Source organism: Jannaschia pagri, assembly GCF_019655435.1.
GTDB classification, from domain to species: Bacteria; Pseudomonadota; Alphaproteobacteria; order Rhodobacterales; family Rhodobacteraceae; genus Jannaschia; species Jannaschia pagri.
In genome coordinates this window covers 478,142-493,995 of sequence record NZ_BPFH01000002.1, presented here as the reverse complement: position 1 = coordinate 493,995, position 15,854 = coordinate 478,142, and the positions used below count along the sequence as shown (strand labels likewise).

The window sequence follows — 15,854 nt, the reverse complement described above, 5'->3', positions numbered from 1 at the left end:
CTTGTAGGGGCCACCTGACGGCCCCGCATCAAACGACCAACTTCCAATCGTAAGGAGATATCCCATGGAAGGTAACATCGGCGAATTGGGCCAGTTCATCGGCGCTGGCATCGCGGCTCTCGGTTCCGGCCTGGCGGCCGTCGGCGTGGGCAACGTGGCTGGCAACTTCCTGGCTGGCGCCCTGCGCAACCCCTCCGCCGCTGGCGGCCAGACGGCGACCCTGTTCATCGGCATCGCCTTCGCCGAAGCCCTGGGCATCTTCTCGTTCCTGGTGGCTCTGCTGCTGATGTTCGCCGTCTAAGGCGAACACGACGATCCTTACGCGCGGTGGAAGGCCCAGTGCCTTCCACCCTGTGAGACCGCGGCGCCTTTCGCCGCACAAGACCGAGGGACTCCATGGCAGATGTCGTGACCGAAACCGCTAGCGCCTGTGTCAACGAACTCGGGCATGCAGTTGGAATGCCGCAGCTTTGCGGTGACTGGTTTCTGAACCAGATCTTCTGGCTGCTGGTGACTCTGGCCGTGATCTACCTGGTCCTGACCAAGGTCGCCCTGCCGCGCATCGGGGCCGTTCTGGCCGAACGAAGCGGCACCATATCCAACGATCTCGCAGCCGCCGAGGACCTGAACCGTCAGGCCGCTGAGGCCGAGACGGCCTATAACCAGGCACTGGCAGAGGCCCGCGCCGAAGCGCAGCGCATCTCGGGCGAGACTCGCGCCGCGATCAAGGCGGACCTGGATGCCGCCATTGCCAAGGCCGACGAAGAGATCGCCGCCAAGACCGCCGAAAGCGAAGCCCAGATCGCAGAGATCCAGGCCAATGCCGCGACCAGCGTGGCCCAGGTGGCCCGCGACATCGCCGCCGATATCGTCACCGCCGTCGGCGGGACGCCGGACCAAGCCGCGATCGACGCCGCTGTTGACACCCGCGTGAAGGGGAACTGATCCATGCGTTACGCTCTGCCACTTATGCTGATCGGCACCCCCGCGTTGGCCGCCTCCGGTCCGTTCTTCAGCTTGGCGAACACCGACTTCATCGTCACCGTCGCCTTCCTGCTGTTCATCGGGATCCTGCTGTACCTCAAGGTGCCGGGGATGCTCAGCAAGATGTTGGACGACCGCGCCGAAGGCATCCGCAACGATCTGGACGAAGCCCGCGCCCTGCGGGAGGAGGCCCAGACCCTGCTCGCCTCCTATGAGCGGAAGACCCGCGAAGCCCGCGACCAGGCCGCCGAGATCGTCGCCGCCGCCAAGGCCGAGGCCGAAGCTGCGAACGTCCAAGCCCGTGCTGACCTAGAAGACAGCGTGGCCCGTCGTTTGGCCGCAGCAACGGACCAAATCGACAGCGCCCGCGCCGCCGCAGTCCGCGACGTCCGCGACCAGGCCATTGCGGTGGCATCTGCCGTAGCGGCCGAGGTTGTGGCCAAGCAGATGTCTGCAACCGACGCCAACAAGCTGATCGACGATGCCATTGGCACGGTCGAGACGAAGCTTCACTGACGAACACACCGCATGCGGTTGACAGGGCGCTCCTCCGGGGCGCCCTTTGTCGTTTCAGGCTGCACAAGCGGGGGACGGCATGGACGGGTGGCAGAACATGGATCGAGGCGCTCTGGACGACGCCTACGCCAATGCGGACTACATTCCGGACGCAGCCAGCTTTCCGCCCCGTTGGGCTTCGGATGCCGCAGCGTTCCGGGCGGCGGTGCCTGGGAAACTTGACGTCCCTTATGCGGAGGGGTCTGGCGCGGCATTTGATCTGTTCCACCCCGCCGTGCCCCCCCAAGGGCTGATGGTATTTGTTCATGGGGGCTACTGGCGTCGCTTTGGCAAGTCAGACTGGTCCCACTTCGCGGCAGGGGGCTTGGCGGCTGGTCTTGCTGTCGCCGTTGTCGGCTATCCCCTTGCTCCGACGGTCCGAATTGCAGAGATCACGCGCCATGTGCGTAGCGCCGTGGAGGCTGCGGCGACGCGGGTTGGGGGGTCAATCCATCTGACCGGGCACAGTGCCGGGGGCCATTTGGTCGCCCGCCTTCTGATGGCGGATGCCAAGCCGAACTGCACCGACCGGATCGCGACCTGTGTGCCGATCAGTCCGGTGGCCGATCTACGCCCGCTGGTGCGGCAAACGATGAACGAAGACCTCCGATTGGATGCGGCGAGTGCGGACAGCGAAAGCCCTGTGCTGGCTCAGCCCGTGCTGCGGGCACGTGCCGCCGTCTATGTGGGGGCGGAAGAACGCCCCAGCTTTCTGTGGCAGGCCCAGGCCCTTGGCGAGGCGTGGTCCATACCCGTGCATCAGGTGGCTGAGCGTCACCACTTCAACGTGATTGATGATTTGCGGTCACCGGACACATCCCTGATGGCTGCTGTTTTGGGATCGGCGGGGTAAGGTCCAAACGCGATGGCTCGGGCTGTCATTTCCTTTGCTCCGGGTTGGCCCTCCGAGAAGCCCGTGGTGCCGTCTTCCCACGAGTGACAGCGACGCGGCTCCTCCGTAGGCCGACCCCAACTTCGGCTTGCCGGTCGATCCAGAGGATGCATTGCGCGGTGGCGACCTCAGACTGGTGCCGGATCACATGCGCCGTGGTTCACCCCAGCAAGGTGCAGAGCCAGAGCACCGCCCCGATCCGCGTCCAGAGATGGGGCAACCGCAGCTCTCACCCTGAGCCCATGGTACCTCTCACCACATGGCCGCCAATCCCCGTTTCTTCCGAGGAGAGCGACATTCGACTCGGACCAAATACATCCCAAATCACCCGAACCCGAACACCGCGTAGGTCACGTCCCACGAGGTTTCGCCCGCACTGTCGGCGCTGCTGTCGTCGGGTCCTCCGGCCAAGGGTGCCGCGGATATTGCGCCCGCATATCGCGCCGCACCTCGCCGTAGGACCCCGCCCAAAAGCCGGGCAAGTCCTGCGTGATCGCAACGGGTCTCTGGGCGGGCGATAATAACTCGAGCCGTAGGGGTGTTTCGCCAACCATCGGGTGCTGTGTTTCGCCTAGGATCTCCTGCAAGCGTAGGGAAATGGTGGGCGTCTCATGGCCATAGTCGATGGGCACCTTCCGGCCAAGCGGCGTGACATAGTGGGGTGGTGCCAGCCGATCCAAACGTTGCCCATCTTCCCACCCGAGCCAAGCGAGCAACGCCTCGGTTGGGTCGAGGCGCCCGAGGCTTGCCGCATCCCGAACCCCAGGGAGAAAGGGCAGCAACCACGCCTGCGCCGTGCGCTCCAGGCCCGCGTCCGAGACATCGCGCAGCCCCGCTGCCGCGATCCGCATCCGAAGCAGTCGCGCGCGTTTCGTCCAGTCTAGGCAGCCAATTCCCAGGGCTCGAACCCCGTCCAGGGCCGCCAGCGCCACGGCATCGGCGGGGGCCTCGGGCCAGGCCCGGTCGTCCAAAGCGATGGCACCCAGACGCTCTTGCCGACGGGTCTCCACCCGCCTGTGTCGCTCCGACCAGGTGCAGACCTCGACCCAAGCGATCCGCGCGCCATGAACCGCGCGCACCTCCGCCTCGCTGATGGGCAGGGCCCGCCGCACCCGCGCCTCCGTCCGGTCCCCATCCAGGTCGCAGGCCACGATCAAGCGCGCCCCTGACAGCGGGTCGCCCTTGTCCATCCGTGCGCCCTTTCCCCCCGACAGCAGCCACCGAGGCGCGTCGCCCGGGCGGCGCAACCCGATGCGATCTGGGTAAGCGAGGGCCAACCGCTGGGCATTCGACAGGTCCGGCCCGCCTTCGTACCGCCTCAACCGCTTCGCTTCCGCCCGCGCTTCCGCCGAAGGGGTGCGCAGGGCGTCCGACAGGTCGACCGATCCAGGGGTGGGCCGCGCGGCGAGAAGACCCGCCAGGGTCGCCGAGCCGCGCCCCCCGCACAGAACCATATGCCCTAACCGCGGATGCAACGGCAGCCGTGCCAAGGCCCTCCCATGGTCCGTCAAGCGCCCCCCGTCCAGCGCACCCAGGGAGGTCAACAACGCCCGCGCCTCGGCCAATGTCGCGTCTGGCGGCGCGGTCAAGAACGGCAGGTCATCGGACCCCCAGGCCGCCAGTTCGAGGGCCAATCCCGATAGATCCGCGCTGGCGATCTCCGGGTCGGGGAAGGCGTGCATCCCGCCCTCCTGGCCGCGGGTCCAATTGGCATAGGCCACGCCGGCGGCCACCCGGCCCGCGCGCCCGGCCCGTTGCGTAGCCTCGGCCCGGGTCACCCGTTCGGTGACCAGGCGCGACATCCCAGAGGTTGGGTCGAAGCGCGCCCGCCGGGCGAGGCCACCGTCGACGACGGCCCGGATCCCTTCGATGGTGAGCGAGGTCTCGGCGATGGAGGTGGCCAGCACGACCCGGCGCCCGGACCCCGGTTCAATGGCGCGTCGCTGCTCAGCAAAGGGCATGGCGCCATAAAGCGGTCGGACCTCCGCCCCGCAGCCGTCCAGCAAGGGCAAGCACCTGTGGATTTCGCCCTCGCCGGGCAGGAAGGCCAATACATCGCCGCCCTGATCCTCCAACGCGGTCCGGACCAATCCGGCCACCTGCGCCTCGAACCGCTGACCCTCCGGAGGGGGGCGGTCGCGCCATTTCCGCTCCACCGGATAGGCCCGGCCCGCGCTTGTCACCACTGGCGCGTCCAACAGGTTGGCCACTGGCTCCGCGTCCAAGGTCGCCGACATGACCAGCACCCGCAAATCTGGGCGTAGGGCCTGCCGGGCCTCCCAGGTCAGGGCCAAGCCGAGGTCTGCGTTCAGGGATCGTTCATGGAATTCGTCAAAGATCACCGCCCCCACACCGGGCAGCTCCGGGTCGTCTTGCACCATGCGGGTCAAGATGCCTTCGGTCACAACCTCGATCCGCGTGGCACGGGACACCTCCGAGGCGCCGCGCATGCGAAACCCGACGGTTTGGCCGACCGGTTCACCCAGGGTTTCGGCCATGCGCATGGCGGCGGCGCGGGTGGCCAGGCGGCGCGGCTCCAACAGGATGATCTTGCCGTCAATGTCGGACAGCAGGGCCAAGGGCACCCGCGTGGTCTTCCCGGCGCCCGGCGGTGCCTGCAGAACGGCCACACCCTGGGAGGCCAGGGCCGCGCGCAACTCTGGCAGGACGTCTTCAATGGGCAGTGTCATTTTCGGCGCAGCACCGCGTTGCCCAATTTGGTGGAGGACCGGATCTCGCTGATTTGCACCTGGCCCGCACCGATGGGCGCATAGGTAAACGTCAGGACGACCGTGGGCCGCTCGGCCAGTTCTTCGGCGGAATAGCCGCGCAACCGACGGTATTCGCCCGTGCAGGTGATCGTCCCATCCGATGCGGCGCGGGCCGCGCCCAGCGACATGCGCGACACGTGGCGCCCGTCAAAAAGTTCGTACCGCTGGCCGCAGGCGTTGCCAGGGGCGACAGGCTGCAGGATCGCATAAAGCGCCGTCAGAGGGTCGATGACGCCTCTCTGGGCGGTCGGGTCGATATCGTAGGGCCGTGGCGGGCGCGGCGGGTCAAAGGTCACGCTGGACGGTGTTGTCCCCCGAAAGCGCGTGACCGAGCCTGTGCGTTCGCCGTCGTCATCCTCCCGCTCTCGATACACGGAAGAGGTATAGCGCCCGCCGGAGACGCGGCCCTCGGCGCTGCCTTCAAAGGCGTATTTGACCAGCGATCCCACCAACCCGGTCGCCTTTGCAGCGGCTGAGACGGAATAGGACCCGCCAGAGGTGCGCCCGCGGATGGCGATGGTCCCGCCGGTCACGCCCCGCAGTGACAGCGCATATTGCGCATCCAGGCTTTGCGCGGCAGCGGGTAAGGCCGTGGCTAGTGCAAGCGCAACGGCGGACATCAGCAGGGATAGGCGGGGCATGGGCGACCTCGGGCACGGGGGACACTGGCATCGGTCATAGGGCATTCCGGCCCCGTATGCATCGCCGACGTGATGGGCCTGCGAAGCGCCGCCGGTGGGGACGGCGTATTGGACCTTTCACACCTTGCATTGGCTGCGGTGGGGGGGCATCCCTCTGGCCCATGACGGACGACCCGCTCCATGCCCCGCTCCTTGCCGGTGACCGCCGGGCCCTGGCCCGCGCTATCACCTTGGTCGAAAGCACACGTGCCGATCACCGCTCGCGCGCGGCGGGCCTGTTGGACGGCTTGCGGGGGGCAGGGCGCTCGGCCTTGCGCATTGGGCTATCGGGAACGCCTGGGGTCGGCAAGTCGACCTTTATCGAGTCCTTTGGCACCTATTTGACGGGGCGGGGCCTGCGCGTGGCGGTCCTGGCCGTGGATCCATCATCGACGCGGACCGGGGGATCCATTCTGGGGGATAAAACCCGGATGGAGCGGTTGAGCCGCGACCCCAATGCCTTCATCCGGCCTTCGCCCTCGGCCAGCCACCTGGGCGGCGTGGCCCGCCGCTCCCGCGAGGCTGTGGCCATCTGCGAGGCGGCTGGGTTCGACGTCGTCCTGATAGAGACGGTGGGCGTTGGCCAGTCCGAGACCATGGTCGCTCAGATGTGTGACCTGTTTATTCTCCTGCTCGCTCCGGCAGGCGGGGATGAGTTGCAGGGCGTCAAACGCGGCATCATGGAGATCGCGGATCTGATCCTTGTGAACAAGGCCGATGGCGACTTGCGGCCCGCAGCCCTGCGGACGGTCGCCGACTACGCGGGCGCCCTGCGCCTGTTGCGCAAGCGGCCCCAGGACCCGGAGGGCTTTCCCAAGGCCATGCCGGTGTCTGCCCTGCACGAAGATGGTTTGGCCGCTGCCTGGTCCGAGATGCAGGACCTGGCTGCTTGGCGGCGGGACGCGGGCCATTGGGCTGCGAATCGTGCTGACCAGGCGGCCCATTGGTTCGAGGCACAGGTGCGTGAGGGCTTGCTTGCGCGCTTGGACCAAGATGCCAGGGCCCGGTCGCACATGGCGACACTGGCCCGAGCCGTCGCCGCGGGCACACGCGCCCCCGAAGCTGCCGCTGCTGAGATGCTGGAATCGCTGCGCAGCCCTTGACGCCCCCCGCGCCGTCCCTTATGCGAGCGCGACCGCGGGGCCGTTTTCGGCCCTGCACTTTATTTTGCAACCCTTCAACCCGAGGTCCCGCCATGTCGCGCGTCTGCGAACTCACCGGAAAAGGCCCGATGACGGGCAACAACGTCAGCCACGCGAATAACAAGACCCGCCGTCGCTTTCTGCCCAACCTGAACGACGTCACGTTGCAGTCCGAGGCCCTGGGCCGCAGCTTCAAACTGCGGATCTCCGCCGCGGCCCTGCGCACGGTCGACCATCGTGGCGGGCTTGACGCCTTCCTCGCCAAGGCCAAGGACGCAGAGCTGTCCGCCAAGGCACTGAAGATCAAGAAGGACATCGCCAAGACGTCTGACGCGCCGGCCGCATTGGAAGCATAAGGTGTCGAACGATCGGTAACCCGATGCGGGATGCCGACAGCTATTAAGGCCCTGCCATCCGGCGGGGCCTTTTGATTTGGTCACCAGCAGATGACGCAAGCAACGGGCGCGATGCGCCCGTCCGTCGGGGGTGACCCCCGACCCCGGCTTAGCCGTTGGAGGTGATCTCGTCGGCCTTCTCCTTGACGGCGTCCACATCAGCCTTCGCGGTCTCGGCTGCAATGCCTTCGCCCAACCCGCCGGTGGGTCTGTCCTGTTCCGCAGCCGTATGGGCCGCGCGCAGCATGTAGAGCGTCCCGCCCAGCAGAAGCAGCAAGAGAACAATTACGGGAATGGTGGCCATGGCGAAAATCCTTCCAAGTGCGGTCATACGAGTCTGTCGACACCTAGACGTTAGCTCATCTACGGCCTTTGCCCAGGCCATGTGATAAAACCTCTTCGACCCAGGCGGGAACGGTCTCACTGGCGGGTCCTGGGCGGACATCGTCAAAGATCGCGCCCGACGGCTCCAGCGTCAGTTCCACGGTCCTTGCCCCCACGTGCCGCGCCATATCCACGAAGCCTGCGGCTGGATACACAGTGCCCGACGTACCAATACTGACAAACAGATCCGCCGCCGCCAGCGCGTCTTCGATCCGGTCCATGTGATACGGAATTTCGCCGAACCAAACCACGTCAGGTCGTGTCGCGGGCTTGGCGCATGCGGGGCAGAGGTCCTCAGGCGACATCTCGTCAGGCGCCTGCCACCGGTGACCGCAGGCATGGCATAGGGCCTGGGACAACTCTCCGTGCATGTGGATCACGTTCCGCGCGCCCGCCCGCTCCAGCAGATCATCGACGTTCTGGGTCACCAGCGTCACGCCCCCATGGGTCGATAACCGCGCCAAGGCACGATGGGCGTCACCCGGCACAGCGCCCCGCATGTTTGCCCGTCGCGCGTTGTAGAACCCATGGACCAGCGCCGGGTTGCGGGCAAAGCCTTGGGGGGTCGCGACCTCTTCCAGGTCATAGCGCGTCCACAGACCGTCCTTGTCCCGAAAGGTTCCAAGACCCTGTTCCGCGCTCAGGCCAGCGCCCGATAGAATAACCACCCGCTCCATGGGCGGAGTGTGGCGGTCCCGGCTCCCTATGGCCAGCCCTCCGCTCTGCGGTTAGCGTCGCAGGACACACCTTCGGAGGTCCTGTGCGCATTCTTTTTGTCTGTCTTGGGAATATTTGCCGGTCTCCAGCGGCGGAGGGTATCTTGCGCGCCCACACGCCCGATCTGCAGATCGACAGCGCCGGGACAGGCGCCTGGCATGTCGGCGATCCGCCCTATGCCCCGATGCAGCGGGCCTTGAAGGCCAGGGGGTATGACGTATCCGCCCAACGGGCGCGCCAGATCCAGACGGATGATCTGCAGCGGTTTGACCGTGTCCTTGCCATGGACGCCTCCGTCCTGGCCGATCTACGGGCGCTTCGGAATGGATCCCGGGCCGAGCTGTTCGGTGTGGCCTGCGGTTTGGGCCAGGTGGATGTTCCCGACCCGTATTATACGGGCGATTATGAGACGTGTTTGGATCTGATCGAGCGCGGTTGCGCCCGGCTCGCCTGACCCAGTCCAGCCGTTTGGATCTCCGGCGTGCGCCCGAGATCGCGGGGTATGCGCGCAGTCAGGCCAGCGAGGCGCTTATCGACAGGCCCGCTCCGCCACGGCGACGAAGCGTTTGTAGCGGGGCCAAAACCGTTCATCCGCAGGGCGGTCCGATTGCCGCGTTACCTGCGCCAAGTGCGGGTCGCGGAAGAACTTGACGGCGCGCGCGCGCTCCCGCCGGGTCAGTGTTTGGTTGGCCGTCGCTTGGACACAACCGCATAGCGACCGACTGGCCGCCCGACGGTCCGCCTTGAGGCAGGCCGCCTGCACCGGTCCTGTGGCGTAGGGACGGGACTGGGTGACATCCCCACCGCGCCCGCCGCCGCCGCCACAGGCGGACAACGCCAGCACGGCTGCCAGCGCCAAGGATAGTTTGATCGGGGTCATCTGCTCTGCCTCCGGTCATTATGTTTTGCCGTAGGATGCCAGAGCGGCGCGACCGGATCAATGACCCGCGCGCCTTCCCCGAAAGGTGTCAGGCGGACTTGCGCGGTCTGCGCCGACGGTTGCCGCTCCCAGGCCGCTGTCCGCCAGGCTTTGGTCCTCCGGGTTTGTTGGCTTGGGGGCGTCCACCGCCGCCAGACCGCTGACCGCCGCCGCGACGACCACCGCCGCCGCCCCGCTTGGGCTTGGCTTCTTCCTGGCTGGGCGACCAACGACGGCCAGAGGCCACGGGGATCTCGCGTTTCAGGATGCGTTCGATGTCCTTCAACTCGCCCATTTCATCGGGTGCGCAGAGCGTGATGGCCGCGCCTTCGCGCCCCGCGCGGGCGGTGCGGCCGATGCGGTGCACATAAGTTTCCGGCACATTGGGCAATTCGTAGTTATAGACGTGTTTCACCACAGGAATATCCAGCCCCCGCGCCGCAACGTCCGTGGCCACCATCACGGGCGCCTGGCCGCTGGCAAAGGCCTCCAGCGCGCGCATCCGCTGGCCCTGGCTGCGGTTCCCGTGGACGGCCACGGCCTCCACCCCGGCCTTGGTCAACTGCTTGGCCAACCGGTCGGAGCCGTGCTTGGTCCGCGCGAACACCAGGGCCGCCTCTCCGGCATGGCCGCGCAGCAGGTCCAGCAGAAGGCCGGGTTTCTCCGCCTTTGCGATGAAGTGGATCGATTGTTCGATCTTGTCCGCCGTCGTGCCAGAGGTCGCGACCTGCACCCGCACCGGGCGATCCAGATAGGTGGCGGCCAACCCCTCCATATCCTTCGGCATCGTCGCCGAGAAGAGCATCGTCTGTCGCGCCTCGGGCAGCTTCGCCGCGATCTTCCGCAGGTCGTGGATAAAGCCCATGTCCAGCATCTGGTCCGCCTCATCCAGAACCAGGAACTGCGTCGCCGTCAGCGAAACGGCCCCCCGGTCCATGAGGTCGAGCAACCGGCCTGGCGTCGCCACCAACAGGTCGACACCGCGCTCCAGGCGCTTGATCTGCGGGTTGATGCCAACGCCACCGACGACCCGCGCGACCTTCAGGTGTGAGTTGCCGATGAAGCCGTCGAGGCTCTCGGCGATTTGGTTCACCAACTCTCGCGTGGGGGCCAGGATCAGGGCGCGCGCGGCACGCTTTTCTGGTCGCACGTCGCCCGTCAGCAAATGCTGAACCAGCGGCAGACCAAAGGCCGCCGTCTTGCCCGTGCCCGTTTGGGCCAGGCCCAGCACGTCGCGCCCTTCGAGCGCGGGGGGAATGGCCTGACGCTGGATGGGGGTCGGGTCTTTGATGCCCATGGTGTCCAGGGCTGTGATGAGGCGGGGCTTCAGCCCCAACATGTCGAAGTCCATGAAATATCCTAATGCGCCCCTAGGGCGCCCGAGGCGCGCGACAACGGCGCGCGCAGGTTGGGGTCACAGGGCGGTATGCCCTGCGCCTCCCCGGCGTGATCCTTGGGAAAGCACGCCCGCCCGACGATGTGGCACGTCCCTCGTGGACGACCGGCTCACGCGGCCCGTGGGGCAGGGTCTAGCCCCAAGTGGCGCCGCGGCGCAGCATTGTCAACGGTCCGTTTCAAGCTCCGCCAACCATTGGGCCAGTTTTTCTCTCTGGACGGGCTTGCCCACCGCGGGCGCCCCCCGAAAGGCCGCAGGCCATTGGGTCGCGTCATAACCGGACGTGACCGCGAAGGGCACTTGATCCGCAGTTAGTCGAACGGCAACGGCTTCGGAGGTGTGACTGCCAAGGTTGATGTCCAATATCGCCACGTCGCAGGCTTGATGCTCTAGGCTCTCTAACGCGTCAGACAGGGTCGTGAACGGGCCCAACACACTGTGCCCCAAGTCATCCAACTCCTCGGCCAAATCCATCGCGACCAGCACGTCGTCTTCGACAACAAGGATGCGCTTGGTCACTCTGCGTTCGCTTCTCGGCTGGCCGTCCCTTCTGACTGTAGCACGTTCTCGGCCGGGCAGGACAGGTGCCATTCAAAGCCGATAACGTCATAGCTTGTCCGAATATCCCCGAGCAGCATCGCCCGGACCATCATACTGGTGACCTTGGATCCGAACCCTTTGCGCGAGGGGGCTTTGACCGCCGGTCCGTCGCGTTCCAGCCAAGACATGGCAAAGGTGCCGCCTTGGGTTTCGGGGGCACTGAAGGTCCAGCTTATGGTGACCTTGCCCGTGTCGTTGGACAACGCGCCGTATTTGATCGCATTCGTCGCCAACTCATGGAGCGCCATGCCTAACGTCTGCGCCGTTTTCGGCCCTAGACCGAAGGACGGGCCAGAGACCGAGATCCGCTGTCCCAGCAGTTCTTCCAAGTGCGACAGTTGCGAATGCACCAGGTCATGGATCTCGATCCGTTTCCAGCCGCTGCGGACCAGAAGATCCTGGTTGGCCGACAGCGCCCCCAGCCTTTGCGAAAACGCCTTGGAGAAAGTCGCCGGGTCCCCTCGACTGGTTTGACGGGCAATGGCCTGAACCACGCTCAGCAGGTTCTTGGAGCGGTGGTTCACCTCTCCCATCAGCAGTTCGATCTGAGCATGGCTATCCTTGAGAACCGCCGCCGCCGCGCGACTTTCACGGGCGCGGGCCGCTTGCGCCCAGGCTAGCGATGTCAGCAACAGAGACACCAGCAAGCCGCCCAACAGAACGGCCAGGTCCGTGCGCCGCCGTGCCAATTCCTCAAACCTCGGCGTCGATGCGAGGTTTAGGACCCATGTCTGACCATACAGGCTGAGCCGTGTCTCCGATATATACGAAGAGCTCTGTGGGGCAAATTCGGCGGACTGGTACAATAGGCTGTCTTCGACCGGTTGGCTCGCATCAGAGAGCGAGACATCCACAAAGTTCGCCGCGCTATTTTCCGTCCCTTGTAGGACCGACCCCAGCAGATCCCCCATGCGAAAGGCGCCGACCACAACGCCCATCGCGGCGTCGGACCGGGCCCGTAGGGTCGAAAGAGCCTTGCCTGGCCGATAGACCGGGACGACCAACAAGACGCCGGGCTGAACGTCGCCGGTCCCCTCGCCAAAGGCGGCTTCTTGGACAAGTTTAATGCTTTGTGTGAGCGTCGGCAGGCCCGTCTGGACGGCGCGCTGCACGGCGGCGCTGCGATTGGCTTCGGACGAGATGTCAAAGCCGATGGCCCGCTCATTCCGATTTGTCATCGGATCCATATAGGCAATGGCGGTGTAGAGTTCGCGGTCTCCGGGGGGGACGATCGTATAATTTGGCCAATCGGTTGCGCGCACCTTCGCCTGAAACGCATCCCGTTCCGCCGGACCCCTTAGGATCCTGTTGAAGCTGACGCCCTGCGTTCCGGGGTAGTTTTCCTCTAACCCGACGGCGCGCACAAAGGTCGACCAATCCTGCCGAGATATATCTTCGCCGGTCCGGAAGAGGGCCGATCCCGCCCGCAGAAATTGCGCATAGGCCCGCAGGGTTGCGACGAGATCGCGGTGCACGACATCGCCCGCGCGCTCAAACATCACCTGGCCTTGTTCAAGGCTGCGAGCATGTTCGAAGCGATAGGCGGCCAGGGTCGCCGACATGGAAAGGACAAAAACCAGGACAACGATCCAGATGTCGCGCCGCAGAACAAGCCGCGGCATCAGCCCGTGCCCTCGACGTGTGTCATCAGAAGCCATGGCCCCCGGATCCTTCGCAAGTGATGTGCAACTTATACGTGTAAATTGAGGTCCGACAATACATTTTACGGTCGCCTTCCCCGGTTCTGGCGGAGGCACGAGCGGCGCTGACCGCCAGTTTGCGGGGTTCCGCGACATGAGCACCCCTTTCCGCGCCCCCGCCTGCGGTATATCTCCGGCCAAACGCTCGTATCCTAAGGCCGCGCAATCCATGACCGACCTGTCCCGCATTCGGAACTTTTCCATCGTCGCCCATATCGACCATGGCAAATCGACCCTCGCCGACCGTCTCATCCAGGAGACGAACACGGTGGCAAGCCGCGACATGAAGGAACAGCTGCTCGATAGCATGGATATCGAGCGGGAGCGCGGGATCACGATCAAAGCCAACACCGTTCGGATCGAGTTTACCGCCGAGGACGGTCAGGACTATGTGCTGAACTTGATCGACACCCCCGGTCACGTGGATTTCGCCTATGAAGTGTCCCGGTCCATGCGCGCGGTCGAGGGATCGCTCTTGGTCGTCGACAGCACCCAAGGCGTCGAGGCGCAGACCCTCGCCAACGTCTATCAGGCTATCGACGCCGACCACGAAATCGTCCCTGTTCTCAACAAGATCGACTTGCCCGCGTCCGAGCCGGAGCGCGTGGCCGAGCAGATCGAGGACGTCATCGGCATCGACGCGACCGATGCCCTGCTGGTCTCCGCCAAAACGGGCGAGGGGATCCGCGAGACGTTGCAAGCCATCGTCGACAAACTGCCCGCCCCCGCGGGCGACCCCGACGCGCCGCTCAAGGCCATGCTGGTGGACAGCTGGTACGACGCCTACCTCGGCGTGATCGTCTTGATCCGGGTCGTGGACGGCAAGCTGAAGAAAGGCGAGCGCGTCAAGTTCCTGTCCAACGGCACCGTCCATCACGTGGACCGCATCGGCGTGTTCCGCCCCGCCATGACCGCCGTGGACGAGTTGGGCCCGGGCGAAATCGGCTTCCTGACGGCCTCCATTAAACAGGTGCGCGACACCCGCGTGGGCGACACGATCACCCACGAAAAGGGCGGCACCACAGATGCGCTGCCCGGCTTCGCCCCGTCCCAGCCGGTGGTGTTCTGCGGCCTCTTCCCGGTGGATAGCGCCCAATTCGAGGACCTTCGGGATGCCATCGAAAAACTCGCCCTCAACGACGCGTCCTTCAGCCATGAGGTCGAAAGCTCCGCCGCGCTGGGGTTCGGCTTCCGCTGCGGTTTCCTCGGGCTTCTGCACCTGGAGGTCATCCGCGACCGGTTGGAGCGTGAGTATGATATCGACCTGATCACAACTGCCCCCTCCGTCGTCTATCACATCCACATGCGCACCAAGGAGGGGGAGGCGCCCGAGATCATCGAACTCCACAATCCCGCCGACATGCCCGACCTGACCCATGTCGACCACGTGGAGGAGCCGCGCATCAAAGCCACGATCCTCGTGCCCGATGAATACCTGGGCGACGTTCTCAAGCTGTGCCAGGATCGCCGGGGCATCCAACTGGACCTCACCTACGCCGGCCCCCGCGCCATGGTTGTGTACGATCTGCCCCTCAATGAAGTTGTTTTCGATTTCTACGATAGGTTGAAATCCGTAACGAAGGGTTACGCCTCCTTCGATTACCAGATGATCGGCTACCGCGAAGACTACTTGGTCAAAATGCAGGTCCTCGTGAACGAAGAGCCTGTGGACGCGCTCTCCATGATGGTCCACCGCGACCGCGCCGAAACCCGGGGCCGCGCCATGGTCGAAAAGCTCAAGGAGCTGATCCCCCGCCACATGTTCAAAATCCCGATCCAAGCGGCGATTGGTGGCCGCGTCGTGGCGCGAGAGACCTTGTCGGCCATGCGCAAAGACGTGACGGCCAAGTGCTACGGCGGTGACGCGACCCGGAAGAAGAAACTGCTGGAAAAGCAGAAGGCCGGTAAGAAGAAGATGCGCCAGTTTGGGAAGGTAGAGATCCCGCAGTCGGCGTTTATCAACGCACTCAAAATGGATGGCTGACGGTCCCACTGCGCGCTGACGAGGGTAGGGTCCGCAAGGCTTACCGGCAGACGCCTACGACCGTGGTGTGCGCGTGTGGACGGTGGCCTCACAGGCCGTCGCCTATCACCGGCTGCCTTCCCGCGCGATCACATAAACCAACAAGACCGGAACCACTTCGCGCCTGTCCACGTTGCCATCGTAACGCAACTGGACAGGAGGGCTGCATGACCCCGCAAGAACTCGAAGCCAAGTTCTGGAAACATCTCGCCAAAGACCATACCGTTTTTCTGGCGACTGAGGGCGCCTTGCCGCGCCCCATGCACGCGGCGTTCGAAGACAATGCATCGCCCATTTGGTTCTTCACGACCTATGATACCGACATCGGGCAGGTGCTGAAATCCGGCCCGCGTGCCGCGACGATGACCTTTGTTGCTAAGGGCCACGACTTTTGGGCGTCTGCCAGTGGGACACTCACGCTCGACAATGACCACGATGTCATTGAACGGTTGTGGAATGCTCAGGTGGCCGCTTGGTATGACGGCAAGCATGATCCCAATTTGGCGCTCGGACGCTACGATCTGCGCGAAGCCCAACTATGGGAAGACGGATCGTCAATCGTGACCGGCATCAAGGCGTTGCTCGGTCAGGATCCGGCGGAAGAGGTGGCTGACAAAACCGCTCACGTGCGCCTCGCCGGTTAGTGCGCATTGGGTCAGGGGCGTCGGCAACGTCAATGAGACGTCCCAACGGCGA

At 65.1% G+C, this 15,854-nt stretch carries 17 protein-coding genes; 9 read left to right on the top strand and 8 right to left on the bottom strand.

The window, feature by feature from the left end; all coding sequences use genetic code 11:
- Positions 1 to 64: 64 nt before the first annotated feature.
- The 4 genes from K5R33_RS07320 to K5R33_RS07305 all read left to right on the top strand — a co-directional run bounded on the left by K5R33_RS07320 (position 65) and on the right by K5R33_RS07305 (position 2,392).
- Positions 65 to 301 (top strand): F0F1 ATP synthase subunit C, encoded by a 237-nt coding sequence (locus K5R33_RS07320; RefSeq protein WP_220748349.1) that lies wholly within the window; start codon positions 65 to 67, stop codon positions 299 to 301.
- 95 nt (positions 302 to 396) lie between these two features.
- Positions 397 to 945: a F0F1 ATP synthase subunit B' gene (locus K5R33_RS07315; RefSeq protein WP_220748348.1), complete on the top strand. Its 549-nt coding sequence runs from the start codon at positions 397 to 399 to the stop codon at positions 943 to 945.
- Positions 946 to 948: 3 nt separating this feature from the next.
- Positions 949 to 1,500, top strand: coding sequence for a F0F1 ATP synthase subunit B (locus K5R33_RS07310; protein WP_220748347.1), 552 nt, complete (start codon positions 949 to 951; stop codon positions 1,498 to 1,500).
- A 79-nt stretch (positions 1,501 to 1,579) separates the two neighbouring features.
- Complete coding sequence (locus K5R33_RS07305; protein WP_220748346.1) at positions 1,580 to 2,392, top strand: hormone-sensitive lipase; 813 nt, start codon at positions 1,580 to 1,582, stop codon at positions 2,390 to 2,392.
- A gap of 389 nt (positions 2,393 to 2,781) precedes the next feature.
- Here K5R33_RS07305 and hrpB read toward each other — a convergent pair whose 3' ends face one another.
- Together hrpB and K5R33_RS07295 are read right to left on the bottom strand one after the other, a co-directional pair.
- The gene (hrpB, locus tag K5R33_RS07300; RefSeq protein ID WP_220748345.1) at positions 2,782 to 5,121 is read right to left on the bottom strand and encodes an ATP-dependent helicase HrpB; all 2,340 of its coding nucleotides are present in this window, start codon (positions 5,119 to 5,121) and stop codon (positions 2,782 to 2,784) included.
- On the bottom strand, positions 5,118 to 5,843 hold the full coding sequence (locus K5R33_RS07295; protein ID WP_220748344.1) for a DUF3108 domain-containing protein: 726 nt from the start codon (positions 5,841 to 5,843) through the stop codon (positions 5,118 to 5,120). Before K5R33_RS07295 ends, hrpB begins: the two co-directional genes overlap by 4 nt.
- 161 nt (positions 5,844 to 6,004) lie before the next feature.
- Here K5R33_RS07295 and meaB point away from each other — a divergent pair, with 161 nt between their 5' ends.
- Positions 6,005 to 6,985, top strand: coding sequence for a methylmalonyl Co-A mutase-associated GTPase MeaB (gene meaB / locus K5R33_RS07290; protein WP_220748343.1), 981 nt, complete (start codon positions 6,005 to 6,007; stop codon positions 6,983 to 6,985).
- 92 nt (positions 6,986 to 7,077) lie between these two features.
- The gene (gene rpmB / locus K5R33_RS07285) at positions 7,078 to 7,380 is read left to right on the top strand and encodes a 50S ribosomal protein L28 (protein WP_220748342.1); all 303 of its coding nucleotides are present in this window, start codon (positions 7,078 to 7,080) and stop codon (positions 7,378 to 7,380) included.
- 148 nt (positions 7,381 to 7,528) lie between these two features.
- Here rpmB and K5R33_RS07280 read toward each other — a convergent pair whose 3' ends face one another.
- Positions 7,529 to 7,723: a hypothetical protein gene (locus tag K5R33_RS07280; RefSeq protein WP_220748341.1), complete on the bottom strand. Its 195-nt coding sequence runs from the start codon at positions 7,721 to 7,723 to the stop codon at positions 7,529 to 7,531.
- Between the two features lie 55 nt (positions 7,724 to 7,778).
- On the bottom strand, positions 7,779 to 8,480 hold the full coding sequence (locus tag K5R33_RS07275; protein WP_220748340.1) for an NAD-dependent deacylase: 702 nt from the start codon (positions 8,478 to 8,480) through the stop codon (positions 7,779 to 7,781).
- Between the two features lie 83 nt (positions 8,481 to 8,563).
- On the opposite strand from K5R33_RS07275, the gene K5R33_RS07270 reads away from it, so the two are divergent.
- Positions 8,564 to 8,974, top strand: a complete 411-nt coding sequence (locus K5R33_RS07270) for a low molecular weight protein-tyrosine-phosphatase (protein ID WP_220748339.1) — start codon at positions 8,564 to 8,566, stop codon at positions 8,972 to 8,974.
- A 75-nt stretch (positions 8,975 to 9,049) separates the two neighbouring features.
- On the opposite strand, the gene K5R33_RS07265 is transcribed toward K5R33_RS07270, so the two are convergent.
- From K5R33_RS07265 to K5R33_RS07250, 4 genes are all read right to left on the bottom strand, one after another.
- Positions 9,050 to 9,400, bottom strand: a complete 351-nt coding sequence (locus K5R33_RS07265; RefSeq protein ID WP_220748338.1) for a hypothetical protein — start codon at positions 9,398 to 9,400, stop codon at positions 9,050 to 9,052.
- A gap of 88 nt (positions 9,401 to 9,488) precedes the next feature.
- Positions 9,489 to 10,790, bottom strand: a complete 1,302-nt coding sequence (locus K5R33_RS07260; protein ID WP_220748337.1) for a DEAD/DEAH box helicase — start codon at positions 10,788 to 10,790, stop codon at positions 9,489 to 9,491.
- Between the two features lie 210 nt (positions 10,791 to 11,000).
- Entirely contained in the window at positions 11,001 to 11,354 is a 354-nt protein-coding gene (locus tag K5R33_RS07255) for a response regulator (protein ID WP_220748336.1), read from the bottom strand.
- Positions 11,351 to 13,093: a CHASE domain-containing protein gene (locus K5R33_RS07250; RefSeq protein WP_220748335.1), complete on the bottom strand. Its 1,743-nt coding sequence runs from the start codon at positions 13,091 to 13,093 to the stop codon at positions 11,351 to 11,353. The genes K5R33_RS07255 and K5R33_RS07250 overlap by 4 nt, the downstream gene beginning before the upstream one ends.
- 211 nt (positions 13,094 to 13,304) lie before the next feature.
- Here K5R33_RS07250 and lepA point away from each other — a divergent pair, with 211 nt between their 5' ends.
- Both lepA and K5R33_RS07240 read left to right on the top strand, forming a co-directional pair.
- Positions 13,305 to 15,119: a translation elongation factor 4 gene (gene lepA / locus K5R33_RS07245; protein ID WP_220748334.1), complete on the top strand. Its 1,815-nt coding sequence runs from the start codon at positions 13,305 to 13,307 to the stop codon at positions 15,117 to 15,119.
- A gap of 206 nt (positions 15,120 to 15,325) precedes the next feature.
- Entirely contained in the window at positions 15,326 to 15,802 is a 477-nt protein-coding gene (locus K5R33_RS07240; protein ID WP_220748333.1) for a pyridoxamine 5'-phosphate oxidase family protein, read from the top strand.
- The last annotated feature ends 52 nt before the right edge of the window (positions 15,803 to 15,854 follow it).